This is a genomic window from Zhihengliuella salsuginis (genome assembly GCF_014651715.1).
Taxonomy (GTDB): domain Bacteria; phylum Actinomycetota; class Actinomycetes; order Actinomycetales; family Micrococcaceae; genus Zhihengliuella; species Zhihengliuella salsuginis.
The window spans coordinates 234,447-259,627 of the sequence record NZ_BMXK01000001.1 but is presented as its reverse complement, the minus strand read 5'-3'; the positions used below and the strand labels follow the sequence as shown (position 1 = coordinate 259,627).

General features: G+C 69.6%; 22 protein-coding genes and 1 pseudogene. 16 read left to right on the top strand and 7 right to left on the bottom strand.

Features of this window, described 5'->3' with window-relative positions:
* The first annotated feature begins 7 nt into the window (after positions 1–7).
* A complete protein-coding gene (locus IE069_RS01220; RefSeq protein ID WP_189348276.1) occupies positions 8–1,579 on the top strand; it encodes a Na+/H+ antiporter in 1,572 nt (523 codons plus the stop codon).
* Positions 1,580–1,594: 15 nt separating this feature from the next.
* Here IE069_RS01220 and IE069_RS01215 read toward each other — a convergent pair whose 3' ends face one another.
* The 3 genes from IE069_RS01215 to IE069_RS01205 form a co-directional block, all read right to left on the bottom strand.
* Entirely contained in the window at positions 1,595–2,578 is a 984-nt protein-coding gene (locus tag IE069_RS01215; RefSeq protein ID WP_189348275.1) for a hypothetical protein, read from the bottom strand.
* Between the two features lie 365 nt (positions 2,579–2,943).
* Complete coding sequence (locus IE069_RS01210) at positions 2,944–3,351, bottom strand: YchJ family protein (RefSeq protein ID WP_189348274.1); 408 nt, start codon at positions 3,349–3,351, stop codon at positions 2,944–2,946.
* A 9-nt stretch (positions 3,352–3,360) separates the two neighbouring features.
* Positions 3,361–4,860, bottom strand: coding sequence for an FGGY-family carbohydrate kinase (locus IE069_RS01205; protein WP_229790863.1), 1,500 nt, complete (start codon positions 4,858–4,860; stop codon positions 3,361–3,363).
* A gap of 278 nt (positions 4,861–5,138) precedes the next feature.
* Here IE069_RS01205 and purS point away from each other — a divergent pair, with 278 nt between their 5' ends.
* The 8 genes from purS (at position 5,139) to IE069_RS01165 (ending at position 12,795) form a co-directional block, all read left to right on the top strand.
* Complete coding sequence (gene purS, locus IE069_RS01200; protein ID WP_189348273.1) at positions 5,139–5,390, top strand: phosphoribosylformylglycinamidine synthase subunit PurS; 252 nt, start codon at positions 5,139–5,141, stop codon at positions 5,388–5,390.
* A gap of 2 nt (positions 5,391–5,392) precedes the next feature.
* Entirely contained in the window at positions 5,393–6,142 is a 750-nt protein-coding gene (gene purQ, locus IE069_RS01195; RefSeq protein ID WP_189348272.1) for a phosphoribosylformylglycinamidine synthase subunit PurQ, read from the top strand.
* The gene (gene purL / locus IE069_RS01190) at positions 6,139–8,457 is read left to right on the top strand and encodes a phosphoribosylformylglycinamidine synthase subunit PurL (protein WP_189348271.1); all 2,319 of its coding nucleotides are present in this window, start codon (positions 6,139–6,141) and stop codon (positions 8,455–8,457) included. The genes purQ and purL overlap by 4 nt, the downstream gene beginning before the upstream one ends.
* 226 nt (positions 8,458–8,683) lie before the next feature.
* A complete protein-coding gene (locus IE069_RS01185) occupies positions 8,684–9,043 on the top strand; it encodes a DUF6507 family protein (protein WP_189348270.1) in 360 nt (119 codons plus the stop codon).
* Positions 9,044–9,061: 18 nt separating this feature from the next.
* A complete protein-coding gene (locus tag IE069_RS01180) occupies positions 9,062–10,393 on the top strand; it encodes a hypothetical protein (RefSeq protein WP_189348269.1) in 1,332 nt (443 codons plus the stop codon).
* 21 nt (positions 10,394–10,414) lie between these two features.
* The gene (locus tag IE069_RS01175) at positions 10,415–11,410 is read left to right on the top strand and encodes a hypothetical protein (protein ID WP_189348268.1); all 996 of its coding nucleotides are present in this window, start codon (positions 10,415–10,417) and stop codon (positions 11,408–11,410) included.
* Positions 11,411–11,583: 173 nt separating this feature from the next.
* The gene (locus IE069_RS01170; RefSeq protein ID WP_189348267.1) at positions 11,584–12,138 is read left to right on the top strand and encodes a hypothetical protein; all 555 of its coding nucleotides are present in this window, start codon (positions 11,584–11,586) and stop codon (positions 12,136–12,138) included.
* Positions 12,139–12,195: 57 nt separating this feature from the next.
* A complete protein-coding gene (locus tag IE069_RS01165; protein ID WP_189348266.1) occupies positions 12,196–12,795 on the top strand; it encodes a hypothetical protein in 600 nt (199 codons plus the stop codon).
* Positions 12,796–13,007: 212 nt separating this feature from the next.
* Here the strand turns inward: IE069_RS01165 and IE069_RS01160 are convergent, their stop codons facing one another.
* A complete protein-coding gene (locus tag IE069_RS01160) occupies positions 13,008–14,432 on the bottom strand; it encodes a flotillin family protein (protein ID WP_189348265.1) in 1,425 nt (474 codons plus the stop codon).
* A gap of 228 nt (positions 14,433–14,660) precedes the next feature.
* Here IE069_RS01160 and IE069_RS01155 point away from each other — a divergent pair, with 228 nt between their 5' ends.
* Positions 14,661–15,515: an aldo/keto reductase gene (locus tag IE069_RS01155; protein WP_189348264.1), complete on the top strand. Its 855-nt coding sequence runs from the start codon at positions 14,661–14,663 to the stop codon at positions 15,513–15,515.
* 18 nt (positions 15,516–15,533) lie between these two features.
* Here IE069_RS01155 and IE069_RS01150 read toward each other — a convergent pair whose 3' ends face one another.
* Positions 15,534–16,508 (bottom strand): sugar-binding transcriptional regulator, encoded by a 975-nt coding sequence (locus IE069_RS01150; protein ID WP_229790862.1) that lies wholly within the window; start codon positions 16,506–16,508, stop codon positions 15,534–15,536.
* Positions 16,509–16,716: 208 nt separating this feature from the next.
* Here IE069_RS01150 and IE069_RS01145 point away from each other — a divergent pair, with 208 nt between their 5' ends.
* Genes IE069_RS01145 through IE069_RS01125 form a run of 5 tightly spaced genes read left to right on the top strand, consistent with a single transcriptional unit; the run spans position 16,717 to position 22,265 of the window.
* Positions 16,717–17,883, top strand: coding sequence for a zinc-binding dehydrogenase (locus tag IE069_RS01145; protein WP_308425364.1), 1,167 nt, complete (start codon positions 16,717–16,719; stop codon positions 17,881–17,883).
* Between the two features lie 2 nt (positions 17,884–17,885).
* The gene (locus tag IE069_RS01140; RefSeq protein ID WP_189348263.1) at positions 17,886–19,283 is read left to right on the top strand and encodes an RbtT/DalT/CsbX family MFS transporter; all 1,398 of its coding nucleotides are present in this window, start codon (positions 17,886–17,888) and stop codon (positions 19,281–19,283) included.
* A 23-nt stretch (positions 19,284–19,306) separates the two neighbouring features.
* A complete protein-coding gene (locus IE069_RS01135; protein WP_189348262.1) occupies positions 19,307–21,013 on the top strand; it encodes a dihydroxyacetone kinase family protein in 1,707 nt (568 codons plus the stop codon).
* Between the two features lie 23 nt (positions 21,014–21,036).
* Positions 21,037–21,510 carry a ribose-5-phosphate isomerase gene (locus tag IE069_RS01130; RefSeq protein WP_189348261.1) on the top strand — a complete coding sequence of 158 codons (474 nt, stop codon included), beginning with the start codon at positions 21,037–21,039 and terminating at the stop codon, positions 21,508–21,510.
* Positions 21,510–22,265: a GolD/DthD family dehydrogenase gene (locus tag IE069_RS01125; RefSeq protein WP_189348260.1), complete on the top strand. Its 756-nt coding sequence runs from the start codon at positions 21,510–21,512 to the stop codon at positions 22,263–22,265. Before IE069_RS01130 ends, IE069_RS01125 begins: the two co-directional genes overlap by 1 nt.
* Positions 22,266–22,287: 22 nt before the next feature.
* Here IE069_RS01125 and IE069_RS01120 read toward each other — a convergent pair whose 3' ends face one another.
* Both IE069_RS01120 and IE069_RS01115 read right to left on the bottom strand, forming a co-directional pair.
* Positions 22,288–22,917, bottom strand: a complete 630-nt coding sequence (locus IE069_RS01120) for an SRPBCC family protein (RefSeq protein ID WP_189348259.1) — start codon at positions 22,915–22,917, stop codon at positions 22,288–22,290.
* A gap of 150 nt (positions 22,918–23,067) precedes the next feature.
* On the bottom strand, positions 23,068–24,426 hold the full coding sequence (locus IE069_RS01115) for a sodium/glutamate symporter (protein WP_189348258.1): 1,359 nt from the start codon (positions 24,424–24,426) through the stop codon (positions 23,068–23,070).
* A gap of 71 nt (positions 24,427–24,497) precedes the next feature.
* Between IE069_RS01115 and IE069_RS15770 the strand changes: the two are divergent.
* Positions 24,498–25,163, top strand: a pseudogene (locus IE069_RS15770) (DUF1206 domain-containing protein); the annotation flags it as partial.
* Between the last annotated feature and the right edge of the window lie 18 nt (positions 25,164–25,181).

The window sequence follows — 25,181 nt, the reverse complement described above, 5'->3', positions numbered from 1 at the left end:
TCGAGCCATGGAGTTTATGATCCTGCTCGTCGGCCTCCTCTTCGGCACCGTGCTGGTCGTGGGCATCGGCGAGCGCATCCGCCTCCCCTACCCGGTGCTGATGCTCCTCTTCTCGGCCGGCTTCGCCTTCCTGCCCTTCAGCCCGGAGATCCGCATCGACCCGGAGCTGATCCTGCCGCTGTTCCTGCCGCCCCTGCTCTTCGCCGCAGCGCAGCGCAGCTCCTGGTCGGTCTTCCGGCTCCGCTGGCGCAGTCTGGTCCTGCTCGCCGTCCTGCTCATCGTCGCCACGATCGCCGTCGTGGCCGGCCTCGCCTGGTGGATCGTCCCGGCCGTCGGGCTGCCGTCCGCGATCGCCCTCGGAGCGATCGTGGCCCCGCCGGATCCGGTGGCCGTCGAGGCCGTCGCGGGCAAGGTGAACATGCCCCGCCGGCTCGTCTCCACGCTGCAGACCGAGGGCCTCTTCAACGACGCCATGGCGATCGTCGTCTTCCAGGCGGCCGTCGCCGCGGCCGTGAGCGGGGGCGACGTCGGCTGGGAGATCGTCCCCGCTTTCCTCCTGGGCGCCGCCGGCGCCGGCCTGCTGGGCCTCGGCATGGCCTGGCTCGTCGGCACGCTGAACCGGTTCGTCCCGAACCTCGTCGCCCGGTCCGCGACGACGCTCGTCGCCCCCTACGCCGTCTACCTGCTGGCCGAGGAGCTCCATTGCTCCGGGGTCGTCGCCGTCGTCGTCACCGCCCTGGAGCTGGGCCGGCGGGCCCGCCCCCAGGACTCGGAGGAGCGCCTGACCCGCACCTCGTTCTGGGAGGTCGTAGAGCTGCTGACCACCGGCGTCGCGTTCGGGCTGGTCGGGATCGAGATGCGCTACGTCATCGAGGACGAGGGTGCGGACCTGCTGGGTTTCGTCCCGGGCATCGCGGTGATCTGCGCGGCCGTGCTGCTCGTACGCTTCTCGTGGATGATGGGCATCCTCAAACTGGGCGGAACAGAACGCCGGAACAAGGTGCCCGGCTCGCTCAAGGAGGTCCTCGTCCTGACATGGTGCGGGATGCGCGGCCTGGCGACGCTCGCCCTCGCCCTCGCGCTGCCGGCGACCACCGCGTCGGGCGAGCCGCTCGAGAGCCGGAACTTCGTCATCGCCGCCGCGTGCGCGGTACTGCTGGTCACCTTGGTCGGTCCGGGTCTGACACTGCCGTGGCTGATGCGCCGGCTCCGGCTCCCCGACGACCGGGCCGAACTCGAGCGCCAGGAGCACGCGCTGGCCCGCCGTGCCCAGCGCGTAGCGCTGGAGGCCATGGAGAGCTCCGGCATCGCGCAGAAACTTCCGCCGGAACGCCGTGCCGTGCTGGCCAAGCGGATGTCGTCGCTGCACGCGCTGCTCGAGGGCGACGCGGAGGACGACCCCGAGAAGATGCGCAGGCTCCGGCAGACGCTCGAGGTCATGGATCAGGTCCAGCGCGAGGCGCTCGACGCCGCCCGCCACGAGGTGCTCGAGGCCCGGAAGTCGCCAGGCACGGACCCGGAGGCGGCCGACGTCGTGCTGCGCCGCCTGGACCTGCGGACGGTCACTCTCGAACGCTGAGCTGCGCACCCGCGCTCATTCGCGGGACGGGTCAGCGTCGTTCCCCGGACGCCTGTTCGTGGGTGGCACCCGAAGGGCCGCGCGCATCTCGTGCACTGCGCGCCCGAACCCGGTCTGAAGGTCCTCGGCACTGTACTTGTACGACGTCCAGCCTGCGTCTTGGAAGCGCTGATCCCGGTGGATGTCGCGGGCGAACTGCGCCGGCGTGCGGTGCTGCGCTCCCTCGTACTGCAGGACGATCTTCCTCTCCCGGTAGCCGAGATCTGCCGACGGTGCGGCGAAGTCCCGTGGATCGAGGCTGATCTGGAGCTCCGGCTCCGGCAGCCCGGCCCGGACCAGCGCCAGGCGCAACAGGCTCTCCGGACGTGAATCGGAGCCGACCCGGACCAGCTCCAGCGCGCGCCTGGCCCTGGCCACGCCGTTCATGTGGGGATGCCGAGCGAGCATCTCGGCCAGGACCGTGATCGTGGCGTACGGCGCGCGACGGCCGCCGCGCTCGTCCGGCCTCCGAACCAACTGGTCGCCGATGGCCACCAGCGAGTCCTCGTCGAGAGTCGTGGCCAGCTCGAGCCACGCCCGCGGCCGCGTCGAGACCGTGCCGTCCACGCCGGTGGGCGCGCCGGGAACGGGGCGGACGAACTCGACCTCGCCGTCCAGGGGCATGCCCTCGTGGCTGGCGATTCCGCGCGCGCGGCGGCGAACGCTGCCCGGGAACCGGCTGATATGCAGCAACCCGTCGTCGCCCGACGGCGGAAGCCACAACCCGTGGTGCGTCGCGGCACTCAGGTGGGACATCCAGGACCTCGGATCGAGGTACCTCAGTGCTGCGGCCAGGGCGAGGTCCGCCACGACGACGTCGCCGTGCGCGTAGAGCCCGGCCCCGACACGCCGCAGGTCACCGGCTCTCAGCCGGTCGGGCGCGACCCCGAGCGCGGCAGCCTGCCGCCCGGTGAAGACAGCGTTGCGGATCGGTGCCGGCAGCGGTTCGGGTCGCCTCATCCGCCCATCCTCCCGCAGGGCGCCGGAAGCGGGCCGAATTGTCCACAGGTGCTCGCCGCACGGGGCGCGGGATGGAATCGCTCGTCGGGTGTGGTCCGCCGGGAGCCAGCCCCGGCGGTCCCCATCGACTCGCGCGGATGACTGTCATTCTTCGGGTGAATAACGCCGGAATTCACCGTATTTTCGCAGGTCATCGAGGTGGAGCAGCGGAGAGGGGACCGCCGCGGTGCGACGACGGGGCCAGCGCGACGCTCTACCTCACGATCGTTGTCGCCTGCCTGGTCGGCATCTGGTCCTCGTCCAGCCACAGCCGGACGCCTGCAGAGCCGCGGGTGACGGCCGACGACTGAGCGCCGGCCCGCGGGTCAGCGCACGTCGCCGTCGATGTAGAGCCACCGGCCCGACTCGCGGCGGAACCGGCTGAGTTCGTGCATGCGGTGCCGGGCGCCGTCGTCGTCCCGGTAGAGGGCGACGAACTCGACCGTGGCGGCGTCGTCGAACGGGCCGCCGGAGGCGCCCAGGATCTGCAGACGCATCCACTCGGGGCCGGGCTCGGCGAGCGCGGGGCGCGTCGCCGGGTCCCACGTCGCGTGGAGGTAGGCGCCGAACCGCTGCGGGTCTCGGCCCAGGAGCGCGTAGGCGCAGTAGCGCGACCGCATGAGCGCCTCGGCGGTAGGGGCCGCGGGACCCGCATGGAAGCGGCCGCAGCACTCCGCGTACGTGTCGCCGGTCCCGCACGGGCAACGCAGGTCGTTCTCGATGCTCTGGGCCATGCGACCAGCCTACGTTCCGCGGGCGTCGCCGAAGTCGGCGAGGTCGTGCACGATCGAGCGCGTGGCCGCGTACAGCCGCGAGTAGTTGGGGTAGAGCTCGTCGTACGCCGCGCGGTGCTCCGGGTCGGGCGTGATGGTCCGGGCGATGTCGCACCAGCCGGCGGACGGGTCTGCGAGGCCGGCGGCCTGCGCGGCCAGCAGCGCGTCGCCGTAGCTCGCACCGATGACGGTGCGGGGCACGTGCTGTTCGATGCCGCACACGTCGGAGACCACCTGCAGGCCCAGGCCGCCCTGCGTCCCGCCGCCGACCGCCACCACGCGGGTCGGTGCGGCGTCGGCGGCGCGGAGCAGGTCCAGGATCTGGCGGACCCCGAAGGCGATCGATTCGTACCCGGCGCGGAAGAGGTGCCCGGGCCCGTGGCCGAGGGTCAGGCCGGCGATGACGCCGCGGGCCTTGGGGTCCGAGACGGGCGCCCGCTCGCCGGCGAAGTAGGGCAGCATGAGCAGGCCGTCGGCGCCGGGCGGCACGGCTCGCGCCTGCTCGATCAGCGACTCGTAGGACTGCCCGCTGCAGAGGTCGCGGATCCAGGACATGAGGGAGCCGCTCGTCGACATCCCGGCGGCCAGCGTGTGCGAGCCGGGGGTCAGCCCCGTCGTCGCCCAGAGCCCCGGATGGCTCCGGAAGCCCTCGAGCGCGGAGATCATCAGGACCGTCGACCCGTACATCAGCATGGCGTCGCCGGGCGAGGTCGTGCCGACCGAGTAGGCCTCCGCCCACGCGTCGATGGTGCCGGCCAGGACGGGCGTGCCCGCGCCCAGCCCGGTCTGTGCCGCCGCGGCGGCGGTCACCGCGCCGACGATCTCGCCCGGCCAGCGCAGCGGCGGCAGCTCGCGCCCGGGGAGGTAGTGCCCGGCCCAGTCCTCCGCCCACCGCCCCGCGGCCATGTCGTAGAAGGGGTCGAACTGGCTGGCGGTCTGGTGGTCCAGGTAGTAGGCGCCGGTGAGCCGCCAGGTGACGAACGTGTGGGACGAGAAGAACCGGTCGCCGGGCTGCAGCGCGCCGTGCTGCGCCAGCCAGAGGAGTTTGGCCCCCGCGGCCTGCGAGGACAGCTCGGTCCCGCCGCGCCCCAGGATCTCGGGGCGCCCGAGCTCGCGGTTCAGCTGGTCGATCTGCTCGCCGGAGCGCGTGTCGACGCCGTAGAGGATCGCCGGGCTGCGAACGGCCCCTCCGGGTGATTCGGCGACGACGGCCGGGCCGAGCCCGGAGACGCAGACGGCCGCGATGGTCCGCCCCAGGTCTGCGGCGGCCGCGGCGAGCTCCCGGAGGCACACGACGGCGTCGCCCCACCAGTCGCTCTCGGCGTCCATCTCCGCCCACGCCGAGTGCGGCATCGACATGCTGTGGTGCCGCACGGACGTCGCCAGGATCCCGCCGCGGGCGTCCGTCAGGACCGCCTTGGTCGAACCGGTGCCGATGTCCAGCCCGAGCACCGCGCTTCGCTCGTCCACCCGTTTCCGCCTCCGTCCTGGTCTGCGGCCGCCGTGGACCGATGTGAAGCCCCGTGAACCGTGACGTACCCTACTCCCACGATGCCGCCCACCCCATTAATACCGGGGTCGTCCCACTCGCGGCACCCCGTCGGGCGGCGCCCGCGTACGGAGGGGACGCGCGGGGGCCGCGCGACCGGTAGACTTGGACGGCAAGCTCGCGGAGCGCACAAGGCGTGAGACGGCACCTGACCCTCCGCGGACGATAAATCACCCCTCGCCCACAGGAGTAGCACCGGATGCCCCGGATTGTTGTTGATGTCATGCCCAAGCCCGAGATCCTGGACCCCCAGGGCAAGGCTATCGTCGGCGCACTGCCCCGCCTCGGATTCGACGCCTTCTCCGGCGTCCGCCAGGGCAAGCGCTTCGAACTGAACGTTGACGGCGAGGTGACCGACGCCGTGCTGCAGCAGGCCCGCGAGGCCGCCGAGACCCTCCTGTCCAACCCGGTGATCGAGGACGTCGTCAACGTGCAGGTGGTTGAGGACTAATCATGACGGACCTCCCCCTGATCGGCGACTACGCGACGCCGAGCACCGAGCTCTCAGGCGCCCGCGTCGGCGTCGTGACCTTCCCCGGCACCCTGGACGACCGCGACGCGGCCCGCGCCGTGCGGCTCGCCGGCGGTGAGGCCGTGTCCCTGTGGCACGCCGACACCGAACTGCCCGACGTCGACGCGATCGTCATCCCGGGTGGATTCTCCTATGGCGACTACCTCCGCGCCGGCGCGATCTCCCGCTTCGCACCGCTGATGGACAAGATCGTCGACGCCGCGAACTCGGACGCCAAGCTGCCCGTGCTGGGCATCTGCAACGGCTTCCAGGTGCTGACCGAGTCGCACCTGCTGCCGGGCTCGATGATCAAGAACGACCACCTGAAGTTCATCTGCCGCGACCAGGTGCTGCGCGTCGAGAACAACTCGACGGCGTGGACCAACCAGTACGAGTCCGGCCAGGAGATCACGATCGTCCTGAAGAACCAGGATGGCCAGTACGTCGCCGACGAGAAGACCCTCGACGAGCTCGAGGGCGAGGGCCGCGTGGCCTTCCGCTACGTCGGCTGGAACCCCAACGGCTCGCGCCGCGACATCGCCGGCATCACCAACGCGGCGGGCAACGTCGTCGGGCTGATGCCGCACCCGGAGCACGCCGTGGAGGCGGGCTACGGCCCCGACCACACCGGAACCGACGGCCTGGGTTTCTTCACCTCCGTCCTGACCACCCTTGTTGGAGGCACCAAGTGACCGCCGAGGCGACCGAGAAGGAATTCAACATCGACACCGTGGACAACGCGGCGTCGACCCCGGACGTCGAGCTGCCGTGGGCCGAACTGGGCCTGAAGCAGAACGAGTTCGACGAGGTCGTGAAGATCCTGGGCCGCCGCCCGACGGCCGCCGAGCTCGCGATGTACTCCGTCATGTGGAGCGAGCACTGCTCCTACAAGTCCACCAAGAACCACCTGCGCCAGTTCGGCCAGAAGGTCACGGACGAGATGAAGAAGGACCTGATGGTCGGCATCGGCGAGAACGCCGGCGTCACCGACCTGGGCGACGGCTGGGCCGTGACCTTCAAGATCGAGTCCCACAACTCGCCGTCGTTCGTGGAGCCCTACCAGGGCGCCGCGACCGGCATCGGCGGGATCGTGCGCGACATCATCTCGATGGGCGCCCGCCCGATCGCCGTCATGGACCCGCTGCGCTTCGGCGCGATCGACCACCCGGATTCCCAGCGCGTGGTCCACGGCGTGGTCTCCGGCATCGGCGGCTACGGAAACTCGCTCGGCCTGCCGAACGTCGGCGGCGAGACCGTGTTCGACCCGATCTACCAGGGCAACCCGCTGGTCAACGCCCTGGCGGTCGGCAAGCTGCGCCACGAGGACCTGCGCCTCGCGAACGCCTCCGGCGTCGGCAACCGGGTGGTCCTCTTCGGCGCCCGCACCGGCGGCGACGGCATCGGCGGAGCCTCCGTGCTCGCTTCCGAGTCCTTCGACGACTCCAAGCCGTCCAAGCGCCCGGCCGTCCAGGTCGGAGACCCGTTCTCCGAGAAGGTGCTCATCGAGTGCTGCCTCGAGCTGTTCAAGGGCTCCCTCGTCGAGGGCATCCAGGATCTCGGCGCCGCCGGCATCTCCTGCGCCACTTCCGAGCTGGCGTCCAACGGCGACGGCGGCATGCGCGTGGAGCTGACCGACGTCCTGCTGCGCGACCACACCCTGACCCCGGGCGAGATCCTGATGTCGGAGTCGCAGGAGCGCATGATGGCCGTCGTGACGCCGGAGAACGTGGACGCGTTCGAGGCGACCATGGCCACGTGGGGCGTGGAGTACTCGTGGCTCGGCGAGGTCACCGACGACGACCGCCTCATCATCACCTGGAACGGCGAGGTCATCGTCGACGTCGACCCGAAGACGGTCGCGCACGACGGCCCGGTCTACGACCGCCCGTACGCCCGCCCTCAGTGGCAGGACGAGCTGCAGGCCAACACGTTCCGCGGCTCGGTCAACGCGGCGATCCTGCCGGAGACCGGCGACGACCTCAAGGCGGCCGTGCTCGAGCTGATCGCCAGCCCGAACATGTGCGACAAGTCGTGGATCACCCGCCAGTACGACCGCTACGTCGGCGGCAACACCGCCCTGGCGGCGCCCGACGACGCCGGCGTGGTGCGCGTCGACGAGGAGACCGGCCTCGGTGTCGCCATCGCGACGGACGCCAACGGCCGCTACACCTACCTCGACCCGTACGCCGGCGCCCAGCTGGCGCTGGCGGAGTCGTACCGCAACGTGGCGACCTCGGGCGCCGTCCCGGCCGCCGTCTCCGACTGCCTGAACTACGGCTCGCCGGAGGATTCGGACGTCATGTGGCAGCTGGCCGAGGGCATCCGCGGCCTCTCCGACGCCTGCATGGCGCTCGGCGTCCCGGTCACGGGCGGCAACGTCTCCCTCTACAACCAGACGGGCGACAAGGCCATCCACCCGACGCCGGTCGTGGCGACGCTGGGCAAGTTCGACGACGTCGACCGCCGCACGCCGTCGGGCTGGCGCGCGGACGCCGACGGCCAGGCGATCTACCTGATGGGCACCACGGCGGACGAGCTGGACGGTTCGGAGATCGCGAACCTGCGCGGCCACCTGGGCGGCGTGCCGCCGAAGGTCGACCTGGCGGCCGAGAAGCTGCTCGGCGAGCTGCTGATCAACGCCTCCCGCGACGGCATGATCGACGCCGCGCACGACCTCTCCGAGGGCGGCCTCGCCGCGGCCCTGTCGGAGATGGTCCTGCGCCACGGCGTGGGCGCCCGCGTGGCGCTCGACGACGTGTGCGAGCGCGACGGCGTCGACACGTTCGCCGCGCTCTTCTCCGAGTCGCAGGGCCGCGCCGTCGTGGCCGTCCCGCGCTCCGAGGAGGTCCGCTTCAACGACATGCTCTCGGCCCGCGGCTTCCCGGTCGCGCGCCTGGGCGTCGTCGATGCGCAGTCCGGCAACCTCGAGATCCAGGGCGTCTTCACGGCCTCGGTCGAGGAGCTCCGCGAGGCCCACGAGGGCACCATGGAGAAGTACTTCGGCTGAGGTTTCTGACGAGCTCGGCTGACAGGCCGACGGCAGCGGATCAGGTGTGGGGCGCTACGGGAGACCGTGGCGCCCCACGGCTTTAACGCAACCCTGCACTTGTCCACAATTTGGGCCGAAGGTTCCACTTTCGATCTCCCAACTGGGTAGCATCACTGGGGTGCGGGCGACGGTTCGCTGAAATACTCATGGTGCCGAGCACACAACAACGGAAGTACACCCACCGATGGCTGAATTCGATGTCGATCCACAGCGGACAGGCTCCATACTCAACTCGGTGGCCGCTGAAACCGCGGACGCAGCGACGCACGGCGGTTCAGTCATCGACGGAGTGTCCGGAGCTGCCGATGCTGCCGCCCACCAGGACCTGATCAGCAGGCTCTACTCGATGCGCGACGGCGTCATGGCCCCGGCCATGGGCGACGTCCTTGAACGTGTCGAAACCGCGATCGCAGCTGGGGAAGAAGCCACCGGCCATGTCGTGGAGGCCGACCAGGTCATGCGTCAGACCTCCGAGGCCGCGTCGCGTCAGTCTGACGCCTCGGTCGGCCTCGGCGGGCACGGCCGCTTCGGGCCGGTACGGTAGCGCGGGGAGATACTTCAGATGAGTGAATTCAATACCGCCCAGCTGTACCAGTGGGAACAGCCAAGCCTCCTACAGGCTGACGCTGAGCAGATCCGCACTGCCGCCACGTCGTTCGCCGCCTCCATTGAGAATGGGCACGCGACCTGGCAGGGGCTCCAGCAGTCCTACCAAGACGCAAGCGCAGGCAGCCTCCACACCGCACTGGACACTCCCCTGCGCAAGGCGGAGGCGATCCACGACGCGGGCGGCCGCACCGCCGAAACCCTCGAGTCCCTGGCCGACGACATCCAGGCCTGCGTCGACGTGCGCGACACGCTCGTCACCCGGATCCGCGCATTCGAAGCCGATCGGGCAGCGACATTCGGCACCCCAAACGACTACCAAGCAGGCGTCCATGACGCTGCGAACTTCATGCAGGAAATCGCGGACCTGCAAGACCGCTACCTGGTCGCCATCCAGATCTGCGTTGCCCGATTGAACGACATCGCCGGCGAGACCACCTCCCTGACCGAGCCCTGGCTCACCCCGACCCATCCGCTCCATCTCACGAAAGAAGCCTTCGTTGCCGGTGGCACGGCGCTGCGGACCGCAACCTCCACCACGATGGCTTCCGACGAAGCGGGCAAGTTCTGGCTCCGACCGCGCGACCGCGCGGCTGTCGGCGACAGCAACATCGGACCGGGTTTCTGGGGAGACCAGAAGGACATCCTCGCCAAGCAGACCAAGAACTTGATCGATAGTCCTTCGACGGGCATTTTCGACAATACAAAGGACTTCAAAGAGGGCTTGAAGCGCGGAGCTCTCGGCGCCATGCCGATCGCCGGCGAAGTCAACGCCCTCCGCGGCCGCCCCCAGACCACGGAAGCGACCGCCAAGATCGGTGACAAGACCTTCACGACAACGATCACAAGAGACAACTCCAAGTCGACAAAGCTCGGCCAATTCGGCATCCGCGGCCTCGCCTCTGCCGGCACCTTGCTCGGCATCAAGCTCACCTACGACACCGAACGCGACTACAGAATCACCGAACTCGCTGCAGAGCACCCCACGCTCTCGGCTGACGCCATCCGCGCCGAGGCCCGTCACGACGCCGCTGCGCAGGCAGTCGGCCAGGCCGGGGCCAACGTAGGGGCCTCCGCGGCCGCTGGCGCAGCCGCCGGCAGCGTCATTCCGGGCCCAGGGACGCTCGCCGGTACCATCGTAGGCGCCGTTGTCGGCATCGGCTCAGGCGTCCTGGTCAACGCCAAAGTCGCAGACGGTGATGGTGACGGCGAAAAGGGCAGTGTAGCCAGTGCGACGGGTGACCTCATCCAGGAAGGGTGGCGAAAAGTCCGTGGTTCCGATTTCTAGTTGGAGGGCGGGTTCGTTGACATGAGTTTTCAGATGTTCGTTTTCATGCTCCCCCTGTGGCTGCCATTCCTCATCTGGTTCTGGAACCGCTGGAGCGGACGGACCAGGATCTGGCTCAACGGCCGCGGCCGAACATGGCACAACGCATTTTTCTTCCTTGGCATGGGGCTTCCCATGGGAGGGTTGATGCTTGGTATTCCCCTCGAGTTAATGCTCAGCTGGATCTTTCCGAACGAAGGCCCAAGGATCAGCGCGCTGGTCAGTTTCGGAATCGTCCTCTTCGGCATCTACCTTGTCCTCTGGGGGCCGGTGCCTCGGTTCATGCTGCCCGCATGGATCAAGGAACGCCTCAACGCCGGGGACCCCTGCCAAACCTCGGAACCGATCCCCGAAGTCCAGCACCTCATGACCCTGCCCCAGAACATGCCAGACACGTCCTGGCATCCCACGAAGTCCCAGATGGAACTGCCCACCACGCTCCGAGTCAACACCCGTAAATGGGGCATCAGCGCCCTGCTCCTCCTCGGAGTCGGCGCCTGGCTCACCACTGTCGCCTTCAACGCTCAGCTCGGCTGGTACTCCTTCACCAACAACGGGTTCATGACCATCCTGCACTACCTCGTCCCCCTCGCGGCGCTCGGCGGCCTCGCCCTCGGCCTCTACTACCTCCTCGGGTTTCTCCGGCCCCAACACCTCACCCTCACCGAACACGGCGTGACGAGCCGGAACTTCGACCTCGCCTGGGACGACATCACGGGCGTCTACCAAACCCGCAACCACACCCTGCTCGCCGTCACCCCGGAAACACACGAACGCTACGCCCACAAAAACCGCTGGCACACAGGCACCAACGGCGGCTTCGGCGGACGTCCCCGCAACGACAACACCCTCGGCCTCCAAACGCCCATGGCCAACCCCAAACAGGCCTTCACCGTGCTCCAGCACCTGCTCTACCTCAGAACAGGACGCCTCTCCTACGACGAACAACCCACCGAAATCCCCATCAAAGATGCCTAGTAAAAAACGCTTCACGACGCCGGCGCCGCCACCTTCGTTCGGAGGGTGGCGGCGCCGCTGCCGTTGGTTGTCCACAGGCGGCCTCCGGGGGTCGCACGGCGTCGCTAGTCTGGAGGGCACGACGCGGCTTCACGGGCGCCGCGGTCCCGCAGACCACCCACGAAGGAATTCCCATGAGCTCCGGCCCCGCCGCCACCGCGCGCTTCCCCGAGTGGGACCGCGCCTTCGACTCCACCGGTTCGCTGAGCTTTCGCATGGGCCGGCACGTGCCGCTGCTGTGCCTGCTCGGCTGCCTCGCTTTTGTCTCCGGGGGCATCTGGCTGCTGGGCGTGGACAGGCCGTTCGCCGCGATCGCCGGCGTGCTGGCCATCGTCTTCTTCGGCCTCGTGGGCATCCCTTGCTGCGTCTACCTCTTCTTCAACCCGCGGAGCCTGACGTTCACGGCCTCCGGCGTGCAGATCACCCGCCGGCCGCTGATCCCGTGGGCGGCCATCGCGGGCGCCGGGTTCATCGAGCAGGGCTCGCAGGCCCACGGGGTTCTGCAGCTGACGCCGGAGGGTATAGCCGCCTACGAAGTGGCTCTCGCCGGCCGGGCTGCAAGCGTGCACGCGTCGCAGAAGTCCTATGCCGGTGCCGACGGCGTGTTCCTGCCGACGCACCTCTCCGCCTCCCCGCGTGACATCGCAGCCTGGGTGAACGAGACCCGCGAGCGGCTCACCGCCCGCTGACGGTCCCGGCTACGACCCAGCGCCGCAAACCCGCAGCTCACTTACGAAGGACATCCCATGAGCCCGGACGCCCCGAATCCTCCGGATGAAAAGGCCGAGCGTCAACGCAGGATCGCAGAACTCCGGCAGGAGTGGGACGGAATTTTCAATGCGGCCGGCCGACTTCACATCCGGTGTGGTCGCGGTTTGCCTACCTTTGCCCTCGTCGGCAGCGTCTTGATGACCGCCTTCGGTTCCTGGGCTGTCCTGGTCGATGAGTCAGTCTCCGATTGGGGAAGAACTGGATCTGGTGGACTGTTCTGCATCTTGTTCTTCGGCCTCCTGGGCATCCCGAACTCCATCCGGCTCCTCATCACTCCGCGCTTCATCACCTTCACCACCGAGGGCGTTCAGATCTCGCGCCGTCCGGTCATTCTCTGGAACCACATTCGGGAGGTCGACGTCGTCACGCCCGGCCCCTATCCACTTCTGCGGCTTACCCGTGAGGGATACTTCGCCTTCGAAGATTCGCTCTCGTTCGGTGCTCGGATCTTTCACCGTTCCCAGAAACGTCACGCGGGAGAATGCGGCGTATTCTTCCCGCACCCCCTGTCAGCCTCGGGTAATGCCCTCGGTGTCTGGGCCGAAGGCGTCCGCCAGAGGCTCTCCTCCCACTGAAGTTCCCGACCCGGGCCGACGTAGATGTTCGCTCCTATTGCCCGTTCCGCGGCCTTCAATTGGCCCGGATTCCGGTTCAAGGTACAGTCCAGATCCTGCTGGAGGGGTAGTAGAAACCATGCTGGAGGTATACCGCAGTGGTTCAAACGACGGCGGCACCGCCACCCTCCAGCAAAAGGTGACGGTGCCGCCGTCGTCAGGTGGGGTCGGCCCTACTCGACCGGCTTTCCATCCACGGCGTCCGCGGCCTCCGAGGCGGACTCCGGTTCGGACTGCGGCGCGAGGTTCGTGACGACGTCGGACTGGTCCTTGCCGCCCAGCGCCGACTCGATGAGGGACTTGATGTCCAGGCCCGTGGCCGACTGCACCGACTCCATGGTGCGGGCCATGCCGGCGGAGACGTTCTGCGAGAGCTTGGACTCTCCGTCCGAGGAGACGATCGACAGCGAATCGATGTTGCTCATCGGAGCCGCGATCTCGCGGGCGATTCCCGGGAGCGCCTCGAGGACCTGCGAGAGGACGGCGGCCTCGTTGAACTGCTTGTAGGCCTCCGCGTTGGCCTGAATGCTCGCGGCTTCGGCCTCGCCCTTGGCACGCGTGGCATCTGCGTCGGCCACACCGCGGGCCCGGACGGACTCGGCCTCATTCTGGGCCTCGATGAGCGCAGCCTTCGACTCTTGCTCGCGGGCGTAGCGCTCGGCGTCGGCCTTGCGTCCAGCGGCGTACTCCTCGGCGTCCGCCGGCTTGCGGATTTCGCGAACGAGTTCGCGCTCGCGCAGGTCGTTTTCCTGCTCGGCGATCTTCTGCTGCTCGTCCAGGACCTCCTGGCGCTGGCGGGAGCGCGCGAGCTCCTCCGCGGCCTCGGCCTCGGCGCGCTGCTCCGCCGTCTCCTTGGCGATGGTGGCGTTGCGCAGGTCGAGTTCCTTCTGCGAGTCCGCGATCTTCTGGCTGTCGCGGTTCTCGGCCTCGGTCGAGGTGCGGCGCGCCTCCGACTCGGCGATGCGCGCCTCCTGCTCCTTCTTCGATGCCTCGGGACGACCCAGGTTCTTCAGGTAGTCGCCGTCGTCGGCCACGGAGATGATCTGCAGGGTGTCGATGACCAGGCCCTGGTTGTTCATGGAGTCGACGGCGTTCTCCTGGACCTTCTGGGCGAAGGTCGTGCGGTCCTGCAGGACGGCCGTGACGGTCAGGGTTCCGACGACGGCGCGCAGCGCACCGGAGAGGATCTCCTGGCTGTAGGAGTCGATCTTGTCCTGCTGATCGAGGAAGCGCTGAGCGGCCTTGCGGATCTCGTCCACCTCCTCGCCGATCTTCACCTGCGCAACGGCCTGCAGGCGCAGGAAGATGCCGTCGACCGACTGGCTCTCCACCTCGACATTGATCTGGCGCGAGGACAGCGAGATCGAGTGGGCGCGGTCGAACAGGGGGCGGACGAACGCCCGGGAGCCTACGACGATGCGCGTACCGGACTCCAGGTCGATGTCACCGCCCTTGACCCTCGCCGGGGCGCGACCGGTGATGACGAGCGCCTCGTTCGGTGCCGCAACGCGGTAGGCCTTACGGAACATGATGAAGCCAACCAGCAGTGCGATCAGCGCAACGACGAGAATGAACCCGCCGAGGAAGGTGAGTTCCATGGGGAACAGGCCTTTCTATGGATTTTGTGGCGTGTGACTCCCCCCGAGATTATCAAAGCATTTGACCCCTAGGTACTGTTATCCACCGAAATAACGGATGGAAGCAGGCACGTCGACCCGCAGCAACGGCATCCCCGCTCAACACATCCGGCAGGCCAGCGATTCGGTGAGTCTGCGGCAACATGAACAGCGATATATCGACTCGGTCAGGCCCGATACGATCGGAGCATGGCTTCCGCTTACAACCAGCCCCTGACCGTGCCGATGATGCCGCTGACCTCGGACGTCTCGATCCCGCAGCTCGGGTTCGGGCTCTACAAAGTGCCCGGGGACGAGGCCGAGGCCATCGTCGGCCAGGCCCTGCAGACCGGCTACCGGCACCTCGACTCCGCGGCCCTCTATGGCAACGAGGCCGGCGTCGGACGCGCCCTCCGCGCCGCGTTCGACGGCGGCCTCGCCCGGGAGGACCTCTTCGTCACCTCCAAGGTCTGGAACGACGACCAGGGCTACGACTCCACGCTGCGCGCCTTCGAGAAGACCCGTGCCGACCTGGGCCTCGAGCACCTGGACCTCTACCTCATCCACTGGCCCTGCCCCGAGCGCGGCCTCTACCGGGAGACCTACCGGGCGCTCGAGAGACTGCACGACGACGGCCTGGTCCGCGCGATCGGCGTCTCCAACTTTCAGCCCGCACACCTGCAGGACCTGCTCGAGAGCGCCGACGTCGTGCCGGCCGTGAACCAGGTGGAGCTGCACCCGTGGCTGCAGCAGCGCGAGCTGCGCGAGGAGCACGCCGAGCTGGGGATCGCCACCGAGGCGTGGTCGCCGCTGGCGCGCGGCCGCCTGCTCGACGACCCGGAGCTGATGCGGATCGCCGCCAAGCACGGGGTGACGGTCGCCCAGGTCGTGGTGCGCTGGCACCTGCAGGAGTCGAACATCGTCTTCCCCAAGGCCAGCGCGCCCGAGCGCATGGCCCAGAACGCCGACGTCTTCGGCTTCGCACTCGACGCGGACGACCTGCATGCGATCCCGGCCCTCGACCGCGGCTTCCGCAGCGGGTCCCACCCCGACGACGTGAACTGACCGGGCGCCCGCCCCCGCTCAGCCGGCGTGGAGGATGGCGCGGGCGGTGACCTCGTCGGTCACCAGGACGTTGAACCAGCCGGCCCGGGCGGAGACCCGGATGCTCGGCACCTTGCGCGTACCCACGGCCACGGCGATGCGGGTCGGGATCCGGCCCAGCGTGGACCGCGGGATCCGCACCATGCGCTCCTTGCCCGGGAACGCCACCTCGCTGCCCTCCTCGTCGAAGAAGGCCAGGCAGACGTCGCCGACCGAGCGCTCCAGGTTCGGGTGGTCGCGCGGGACCGAGCGCGACATCGACTCGCGTGAGAGCGCCGGGGCGCCGATGCCGACGATCGCGACCTTCGCCGTCTCCCAGTCCTGGATGACCTGCCGGTAGCCGGGGTCGTCCTGCAGTGCTTCCAGCAGGGCGGCAGACGGCATCGACGGAGCGAAGAGGTAGTGCGCGTAGCCGCCCGACGCCGCCGTGAAGGCGCGGACGACCTCGTTGGTCTGGTGCCACGGGTCGGGCTCGGCCTGCCCGCCGACCGCCGGCGCGATGATGACGCCGCCGAAGTCGCCGAGATTCTGCTGGGCCAGCGAATACGTGGTCTCCCCCGACGCGACGAGCAGGACGTCGCCGGCGTTCAGTGCGACGTCGCGCAGCGCCTGCCGGGTCGCCGGCGCGAGCCCCGGACCGAGGCGGCCGCTCTGGTCGCCGGGGGCAAGATGCACCTCGTCGAGACCCAGGGCGTCGCGCAGCTGCTCGGCGAGCGCGTCGGTGCCCACCGTCGTCGGCTTGTGCACGCGGATCTCCACGATCCCGAGCCGCCGGGCCTCGCCCAGCATCCGGCTGATCGACGGCCGTGAGACCTGCAGCTGCTCGGCCACCTGCGCCTGGGTCGCGCCCTGCTCGTAGTACATCTGGGCAGCCCGGTACAGCCGGTCGAGCTCGGCATGGCCGAGCTCGTCGGTCGCCGGCTGCCCGCCGGCCTGTTCTGCGTTCTGAGTCACATTCGCCTCCGCCGTCATCGTACTGGAGCCTCCCCACCGTATCGCGCGCCAGCGCTCGTGAACATATGTGCTTGACGTTTGTTCTGGGATCGCGCACTATGGATTGTGACGCCATGCACATGGCCTGCATCACAACCCCTTCTGCTGCGAACGGGCCACCCGGAGCGTCGACCGACCAGAGATGACCATGCGTCAAGGAGTGATCAGCGTGACCGAGACAACCACCATCCCCGCCGCCCCCGCGGCAGAAGAACTGCCGACGACGATGCGGGCCGTCGTCGTGCACGGCCCGGAGGACTACCGGCTGGAGGAGCGCCCCGTGCCGACCCCGGGACCGGGCGAGCTGCTCCTGCGCACCGACGCCGTCGGCGTCTGTGCCTCGGACCTGAAGTGCTACCACGGCGCCGAGAAGTTCTGGGGCGGCGAGCACAAGCCGGCCTGGGCCGAGCGCGACCGCATCCCGGGCCACGAGTTCGTCGGCACCGTCGTCGCCGCCGGCGAGGGCGCGCTGACCACCCGCGACGTCGAGCTCGGCGACCGCCTCGCCTGCGAGCAGATCGTCCCCTGCGCCGACTGCTTCTACTGCTCCCGCGGCATCTACTGGATGTGCGAACCGCACGACATGTTCGGCTTCAAGGGCTTCGACGGCGCCATGGCCGAGTACGTCCTCATCCCCACCCGCGCGCTCACCCACCGCGTCGCCGCGGAGCTCCCCGGCCACTTCGCCGCCTTCTCCGAACCGCTCTCCTGCGCCATGCACGCCGTCGAGCGCGCCTCCATCCAGTTCGAGGACACCGTGGTCGTCGCCGGCGCCGGGCCGATCGGGCTCTCCGCGATCGCCGGTGCACGCCAGAAGAACCCGCTGCGCATCATCGCCCTCGACATGGTCGACGAGAAGCTCGAGCTCGCCAAGGCGTGCGGCGCCGACGTCGTCATCAACATCGGCGAGAGCGACGCCGTCGCCGCCGTCAAGGAGCTCACGGGCGGCTACGGCGCGGACGTCTACATCGAGGCCACCGGCCACCCGTCCGCCGTCGGGCAGGGCCTGAACCTGCTGCGCAAGCTCGGCCGCTTCGTCGAGTACTCCGTCTTCAAGGACAAGCCGAGCGTCGACTGGTCGATCATCTCCGACGACAAGGAACTCGACATCCTCGGCGCCCACCTCGGCCCGCACTGCTGGCCCGCCGCCATCAAGCTCATCGAGAGCGGCAAGCTGCCGATGGAGACGATCTGCACGCACCAGTTCCCGCTCGAACGGTTCCAGGACGCCCTCGACATGGTCGGCGACTCCTCCGGCGGCTCCGTGAAGGTCTCGATCCTGCCGAACGGCCCGGTCCCGGCCGGGACCGCCGGCAACTTCCAGGCGGGTGCCTGAACATGAGTTCCGCACCCGTGACGAACCTCCCGCTCCCCGCCGGGCACCCGAACGAGACGAAGCTGGACCGCGCCGGCATGCCGCACATGCTGCGCTTCGGCTTCCTGGGCCTGCTCCTGGTCATGACGGCCGTCGGCCTCGAGTCGAACATCCTCACCCCGCACATGGTCGACGTGCTCGGCTCCCCCGAGGCCACGATCTCGTCCATCATCACCGGGCACTCGATCGCCGTGCTCATCGCCTCCTACCTGGGCGGCTCGCTCTCCGACCTCTTCGGGCCGCGCCGCGTGATGGCGGTCGGCGCGGGCATCTTCCTCGTCTTCCAGATCCTGTTCCTGATCGCCCTGTCCGCGGGCAGCCTCGAACTGGCCGCCGTGACGTACTTCCTGCGCGGCTTCGGCTTCCCGATGTTCGCGTTCGCGTTCATCGTCTGGGTCAACATCACCGCCCCGCCGGAGCGCAACTCCACCGCCATCGGCTGGTTCTACGTGATGTACACGGGCGGCCTGCCGACCCTGGGCTCGCTCGTCGCCATCGGCGCGATCCCCGCGTTCGGCGGCGGCCGCGCCGGCGAGACCGGCGCGATGTGGCTGGCCGCGGCGCTGGTCGCCGCCGGCTTCCTCATCTCCTGGTTCGGCATCAAGGACGCCCGCGGGTCGCAGCGCATCGCACCGGCCGGCGAGTCGGCCATGCAGGTCATGACCGCGGGTCTGCGCCTGACATTCACGAACCGCAAGGTCGCCATGGGGTTTTTGATCCGCCTCATCAACACGGCCCCGCAGTTCGGCATGTTCATCATGCTCCCGGCCGTCATCTCCACCACACTCGGCTGGGGCCAGTCCCGCTGGCTCGCCATGACCGTCGCCGTCTACGCGACGAACATCCTCGTCAACGCCGTCTTCGGCGCCATCGGCGACCGCTGGGGCTGGCGCCGAACCGTCAAGTGGTTCGGCATCGCCGGCTCGGCGATCGGCCTACTGCTCTGGTGGTACGTCCCGCACATGGTGCCCGCGGGCTCGACGTGGGGGTACATCGCCTCCGTCGTCGCCGGCTGCATCTTCGGCTGCCTGCTCGCCGGCTTCGTCCCCATGGGCGCGATCATGCCGGCGCTCGCCCCGAACCACCGCGGCGCGGCCATCGCCATGTACACGACGGCGGCCGGCGGCGCCACGTTCCTCGGTTCCGCCGTCGTCGCGATCGTCTTCAACATCGCCGCCGGCCTGGGCTGGAACGACTTCACCCGCAACTCGGTCGTCGTGTGGACATTCGTGGCCCTCTACGCCTGCGCCTTCGCGATGATCCGCCACCTCAAGGTCCCCGAGGACGAGGACAAGGAGAAGTACGGCAAGCTCTTCGGCCACCGCACCGCGCCGGCCGCCTCGTCCTCCGCCCCAGCCTGATCCACCCGTAAGGACTTTCGACCATGACTACCCTGTTCAACGATCCCGCCCGTTTCATGGAGGACCAGCTCGCCGGCTTCCTCGATCTCTACTCCGACCGGCTCGTCGGCGTCGACGGCGGCGTCGTGTCCGCCTCGGCGCCCGGCTCCGGCCAGGTCGGGGTCGTCGTCGGCGGCGGCTCGGGCCACTACCCGGCCTTCGCCGGCCTGGTCGGCCCCGGCTTCGCGGCCGGTGCCGTCGTCGGGAACATCTTCACCTCCCCGTCGGCGAACTGGGCCTGCAGCGTCGCCCGCGCCGCCGACCAGGGGCGCGGGGTGGTCTTCACCTACGGGAACTACGCCGGCGACAACATGAACTTCGGCCTGGCCCAGCAGCGCCTGGCCGCCGAGGGGCTCGACGCGCGCCTCGTCGTCGTCACGGACGACATCGCCTCGGCCGACGACCCCGCCAAACGCCGCGGCATCGCCGGCGACTTCACCGTGTTCAAGGTGCTCGGCGCCGCGGCCGCGGAGGGCCTGGACCTCGACGCGGTCGAGGAGGCCGGGAACCGCGCGAACGCCGCGACCCGCACCCTCGGCGTCGCCTTCTCCGGGTGCACGATGCCCGGCGAGGACCACCCGCTGTTCGAGGTCCCGGACGGCCACCTGGGCCTCGGCCTCGGCATCCACGGCGAGCCGGGGATCAAGGACGTGCCGCTCATGTCCGCCGACGACCTGGCGCAGCTGTTCGTCGACCGTGTGCTGGCCGAGGCGCCCGAGGGCGCCGGCCGCCGCGTGGCACCCGTCCTCAACGGGCTCGGCGACACCAAGTACGAGGAGCTCTTCCTCCTCTGGGGCCGCGTGTCCGCGCTCCTGGCCGAGCGCGGGTACGAGGTCGTCCAGCCGGAGGTCGGCGAGCTCGTGACCAGCCTCGACATGGGCGGCTGCTCCCTGACGCTGATGTGGCTGGATCCGGACCTGGAGCGCTGGTGGACGGCCGACGCCTACACCCCGGCGTTCCGCCGCATCAACGCGGCCGTCCCCGCGCGTTCAGCGGCCGCGGACATCGTCAGCACGACGGCGGCCCCCGCGCCCGACGTGGAGGCGTCGCCCGCCGGCGTCGAGCTCGCCGCATCGGTCCGCACGGCACTCGCCTCGGTGCAGTCCCTGCTCGAGGAGAACAGCGCCGAGCTGGGCCGGATCGACGCCGTCGCCGGCGACGGCGACCACGGGCGCGGGATGGTGCGCGGCATCTCCGCCGCCACCGAGGCGGGCCGGTCCGTTCCGGCGCAGGCCGGGCCGAACGCCGTGCTGCGCGCGGCCGGGCGGGCCTGGGCCGACGACGCGGGCGGCACGTCCGGCGTCCTCTGGGGCGCCGCGCTGGAGGCGGCCGGCAACGAGCTCGACGACACGGCCGAGCAGTACACCGACCGGCACGCCGTGGACGCCGTCCGGGCGTTCCTCGACTCCATGACCGGGCTCGGGAAGGCCGAGGTGGGCGACAAGACGCTCGTCGACGCGCTCGTGCCCTTCGCCACGACCCTCGAATCCGCGATCGAGGACGGCGAGACCCTACCCGCGGCTTGGCGCTCCGCCGCCGCGTCGGCCGCCGAGGCCGCGGAGGCGACGGCGTCGCTGCGGCCCGCCGTCGGGCGCGCCCGTCCGCTCGCCGAGAAGAGCGTCGGCACGCCGGACGCCGGCGCCACGTCCCTGTCCCTGATCGTCGCCGATCTCGCCACCCACCTGCGCTGAGTGCGCACCTCGAAGGAGACACCATGACCACGCAGAAACTTCGCCTCGTCGTCGGCTGCGACGACGCCGGATACGACTACAAGGAGGCCATCCGCGCCGACCTCGAGGCCGACGGCCGCGTCGCGTCCGTGCTCGACGTCGGAGTCGACGACGACGGCCACACCCCCTACCCGCGGATCGCCATCGAGGCCGCGCAGGCGGTGGCGGACGGGCGGGCCGACCGCGCGATCCTCATCTGCGGCACAGGGCTCGGCGTGGCCATCTCGGCCAACAAGGTGCCGGGGATCCGGGCCGTGACCGCCCACGACTCGTTCTCCGTGGAGCGCTCGATCCTCTCCAACGACGCGCAGGTCCTCTGCATGGGCCAGCGGGTCATCGGGCGGGAGCTGGCCCGCCGACTCGCGTCCGAGTGGCTCGGCTACGCGTTCGACCCGGCGAGCGCCTCGCAGGAGAAGGTAAGCGCCATCACCGAGTTCGAGCAGACGGGGGCGTGCTGATGAGCCTCTTCGACCTGACCGGGCGCACGGCGCTCGTGACCGGCGGCGCGTCGGGCCTCGGCAAGGCGATCGCGCGCACGCTCGCCGGGCAGGGCGCCGCCGTCGTGCTGGCCGATGTCGACGCCGCCCAGCTCGAGGCCGCCGCGGGAGAATTCGCCGCGGACGGCCACGAGGTGCAGACCATCGCCATGGACGTCACGGACCGGGATGCCGTGACGGCGGCCGTCGACACTCTGGCGGAGCGCGTCGGCCGGATCGACATCCTCGTGAACTCCGCGGGCATCGCCCTGCTGGACCCCGTCGAGGAGGTTCCGGACGGGCACTGGGACAAGGTGGTCGGCATCAACCTCACGGGTACGTTCGCCGTCTGCCGGGCGGTTGCCGCGCACATGAAACGGGCCGGGTACGGTCGGATCGTGAACATCGCGTCCCAGGCGGCGCACGTCGCGCTCGAGCACCACGCCGCGTACGCCGCGTCCAAGTCGGGCCTGTTCGGCCTGACGCGCTCGCTCGCCGGCGAGCTGGGCCCGCATGGGGTCACGGCGAATACGCTCTCGCCGACCGTGGTGCTGACGGATCTGGGCCGCAAGGCGTGGTCCGGGCCCCGCGGCGACGCCCACAAGGCCCAGATCCCCACCCGCCGGTTCGCCGAGCCGCAGGAGATCGCGGCGGCCGCGCTCTACCTGGCCTCGGCGGAGGCGGCCATGGTCAACGGAACGGATCTGCGCATCGACGGCGGCTTCACGATCACCTGACCCGCCGTCGCGGCCGGAAGGTTCAGGCGGTGCCGCCGGGTGCCTCGCCGCCGCTCTGTTCGCGGCCGTCGTGGATCTCGCCGCGCCATCCGCCTTCGGCGCCGTCTTTCTCGACGAGCTTCTTGAAGCGGCGCAGGTCCCGTTTCACCTGCGCATCGTCCAGGCCGAGCTTGTCGCCGAGCCGCTCCAGGAAGGTCTCGTCGTCCCAGGTGATCTCGACGTCGATCAGCGTCCCCGGCCGGCCCCGGGGTGCGACGTCGCCCCGGGCGCCCAGGTCCGGGTCCCAGCCGCGGGCCACGCCGCCGACCTCGATGCCGGCATTCATGGGGCCGCCGCCGGCGACGCTCGGCCGGTCGCTGCGCGACTCGGGGTCCACGACCTCGATGGACTGGAAGGTCACCCGGCCGTTGTGCCCCTTGCCGTCGATGCTCTCCCACGCGATGACCTCGTCCGGCACCTGTTCGGTGATGCGGGTGTCGAATTCGCGTTCGACGCCGGCGACGGAGACGGCCCAGCGGCTCGTGACGTCGTCGACCTGCGTCACGCTCTCGACGGCGTGCATGAAGCGGGGGAACGACTCGAACTGGGTCCACTCGTCGTAGGCCGTCTCAACGGGAACGTTGACTTCGATGCGTTCGGAAACCGTTGCCATGATGCTCTCCTTCGGGTCTGGGATCGAGCTCCAGTTTTGGTTCTCCTCGTCCGGCCCCGACGGCGGGGTCCCTCCAGCGGGACCGGTATGTTCAGGTTAGGGCGGGGGCCGTGAACTTTGAACCCCGCCCCGCTTGGAATCCCCTGAGAGTCAGTCGACGGCGGCCGTCGCCGGAGCCTCCTCGGCCGGCAGGGTGTTCTTGCGGCGCATGATCCGGGCGGCGGTGAGGATCGCGATGCCGGCGACGGTCATCACGATCGCCACGGGCCAGGCCATACCGGCCATGATCAGTGCCGGGAGCAGGGCGACGAAGGCGATGTCGCCGAACCCGATCGGAATATAGGCGAGGCCGTAGTAGTCGAGGGTCTTCGAGCGCATCCCGGGGTCCACGATGCGCAGCAGGGCGATGCCCATGGCTACCGTGCCGGTGCCCCAGCCCCAGGTGAAGATGGACTGCTCGACCTGGTGGTCGACGAAGAGCCGCTTCGCGACGAAGAAGTAGAACGCGATCATCGCGACGACGCCGAAGACCATGAGCAGTGCCAGCGGTCCGGCGTAGGCCACCACGATCGCCGGGTCGATCGACGCGATGCCGAACGCGACGAGAAGGTCGGTCGACGAGCTCGAGGTGCGCTCGAACAGGCGGGTGTCGAAGTGGCGCATGGCGCCGGACTTGGTCATGACGCCGAAGACCAGGTAGCCCACCAGGAAGGCGACGGAGAACGTCGGGATGTTCAGGCCGTCGACCATGGACCCGGCCCAGTCGGAGATCATGTAGGAGATCCCGGCGATGGCGAAGAGGACGCCCGCGTGGTAGATGAGGGGGTCGATCGACATCGACGAGACGGGGCTCGCCGCGATGGGCTCGCGCTTGTCGGGCTCCACCATGCCGGTGCGCAGGCTGCGCGGCAGGTCCTTGAAGTGCGTCAGGTAGACCGTGTTCCCGCGCATCGACTCGAGCTTGATGAGGATGATGCCGCCGACCACGGACACGATGATGCCCACCGTCGCCGCCGTCATGCCCAGGCTCGCCGCCTCGGGCCACTGGTCGCCGAAGCTCTCGGCGACGGCCGCGGCCGTGCCGTGCCCGCCCATGAACCCGGTGGCGATCATCAGGCCGAATCCGTCGGGCACCGCGGTGAAGAAGACGCCGACCACGCCGAGCGCGAAGAGCAGGCCCACGCCCCACTGCAGGATCACGGCCGACTGGGACACGGCCCACATGGTCCCGACGGACTTCATCACGCCCTTCAGCGACGCGACCTTGGAGGTGAAGGGCAGTGCCGCGAAGACTACGGCGATCAGCACGCCCGCGTAGCTGGAGATCTCCGAGGAGAAGGGGATGACGCCCAGCATCTTCGGGCCGAGCGCCAGCCCCAGCACGCCGGCGATCAAGCTGGACGGCAGGAAGATGCTCTGGATGAACGGTACTTTGGCGCGCAGGAACGCGCCCGCGAGCAGCAGCACGCAGATCCAGCCAAGATCGGTAAACAAGGACCACGCGGTCATGCACACCTCGATTCAGACACAAAGAAAAGCCGCGGGCATTCCCCACGGCAGCAGTTCATGCTAGTGCAGGCATGCGTCTACGGATGAATCGCACCTCACAACGCCCGGATCCCGCGGCCCCGGAACCCGCGCTCCGGATCTATGCTGTTGCCATGACCGGCACCGGAGCCCCGCACCGCGACGATCGTGGACGATCCAAACGCGAGGAACTCGCAGACCAGGCCGAGCAGCTGGCGGGCGCCGTCCGCGACTCCAAGCCGGTGGACGCCGCACGTGCCGCCGCCCACGACGGCCGGTTCGCCGCCGTCGCCCGGTCCGGCTACGCCACCAGCGGGGCGTTGCACGCCATCCTCGGGTGGCTGACCGCGGTCGTGGCGCTCGGCGGCAGCGCCAGTGCCGACCACAGCGGCGCGCTGCAGGCGGTCGCGTCCCAGCCGTTCGGCACCGTGCCGCTGGTGCTCGCCGGCGCGGCGTGCGCCCTGCTGGGCCTGTGGCAGTTGGGGCGGACGCTGTTCGGCCGCAGCAGGGTGCTGGCCCGGCTCAAGTTCGCCAGTACGACGGCGGCGTACCTCACCATCGCGGTGACGATCCTGCGCTACGCCTTCGGCGAGCGCAGCAGCTCGTCCCAGAGCACGCAGAGCATCTCCGCCGAACTCATGAAGAACCCGGCCGGTTCGGTCCTGCTCGTCGCCACCGGCCTGGTGATCCTCGGCGTCGCCGGCTACCACGTCTACAAGGGCGTCTCCCGCCGGTTC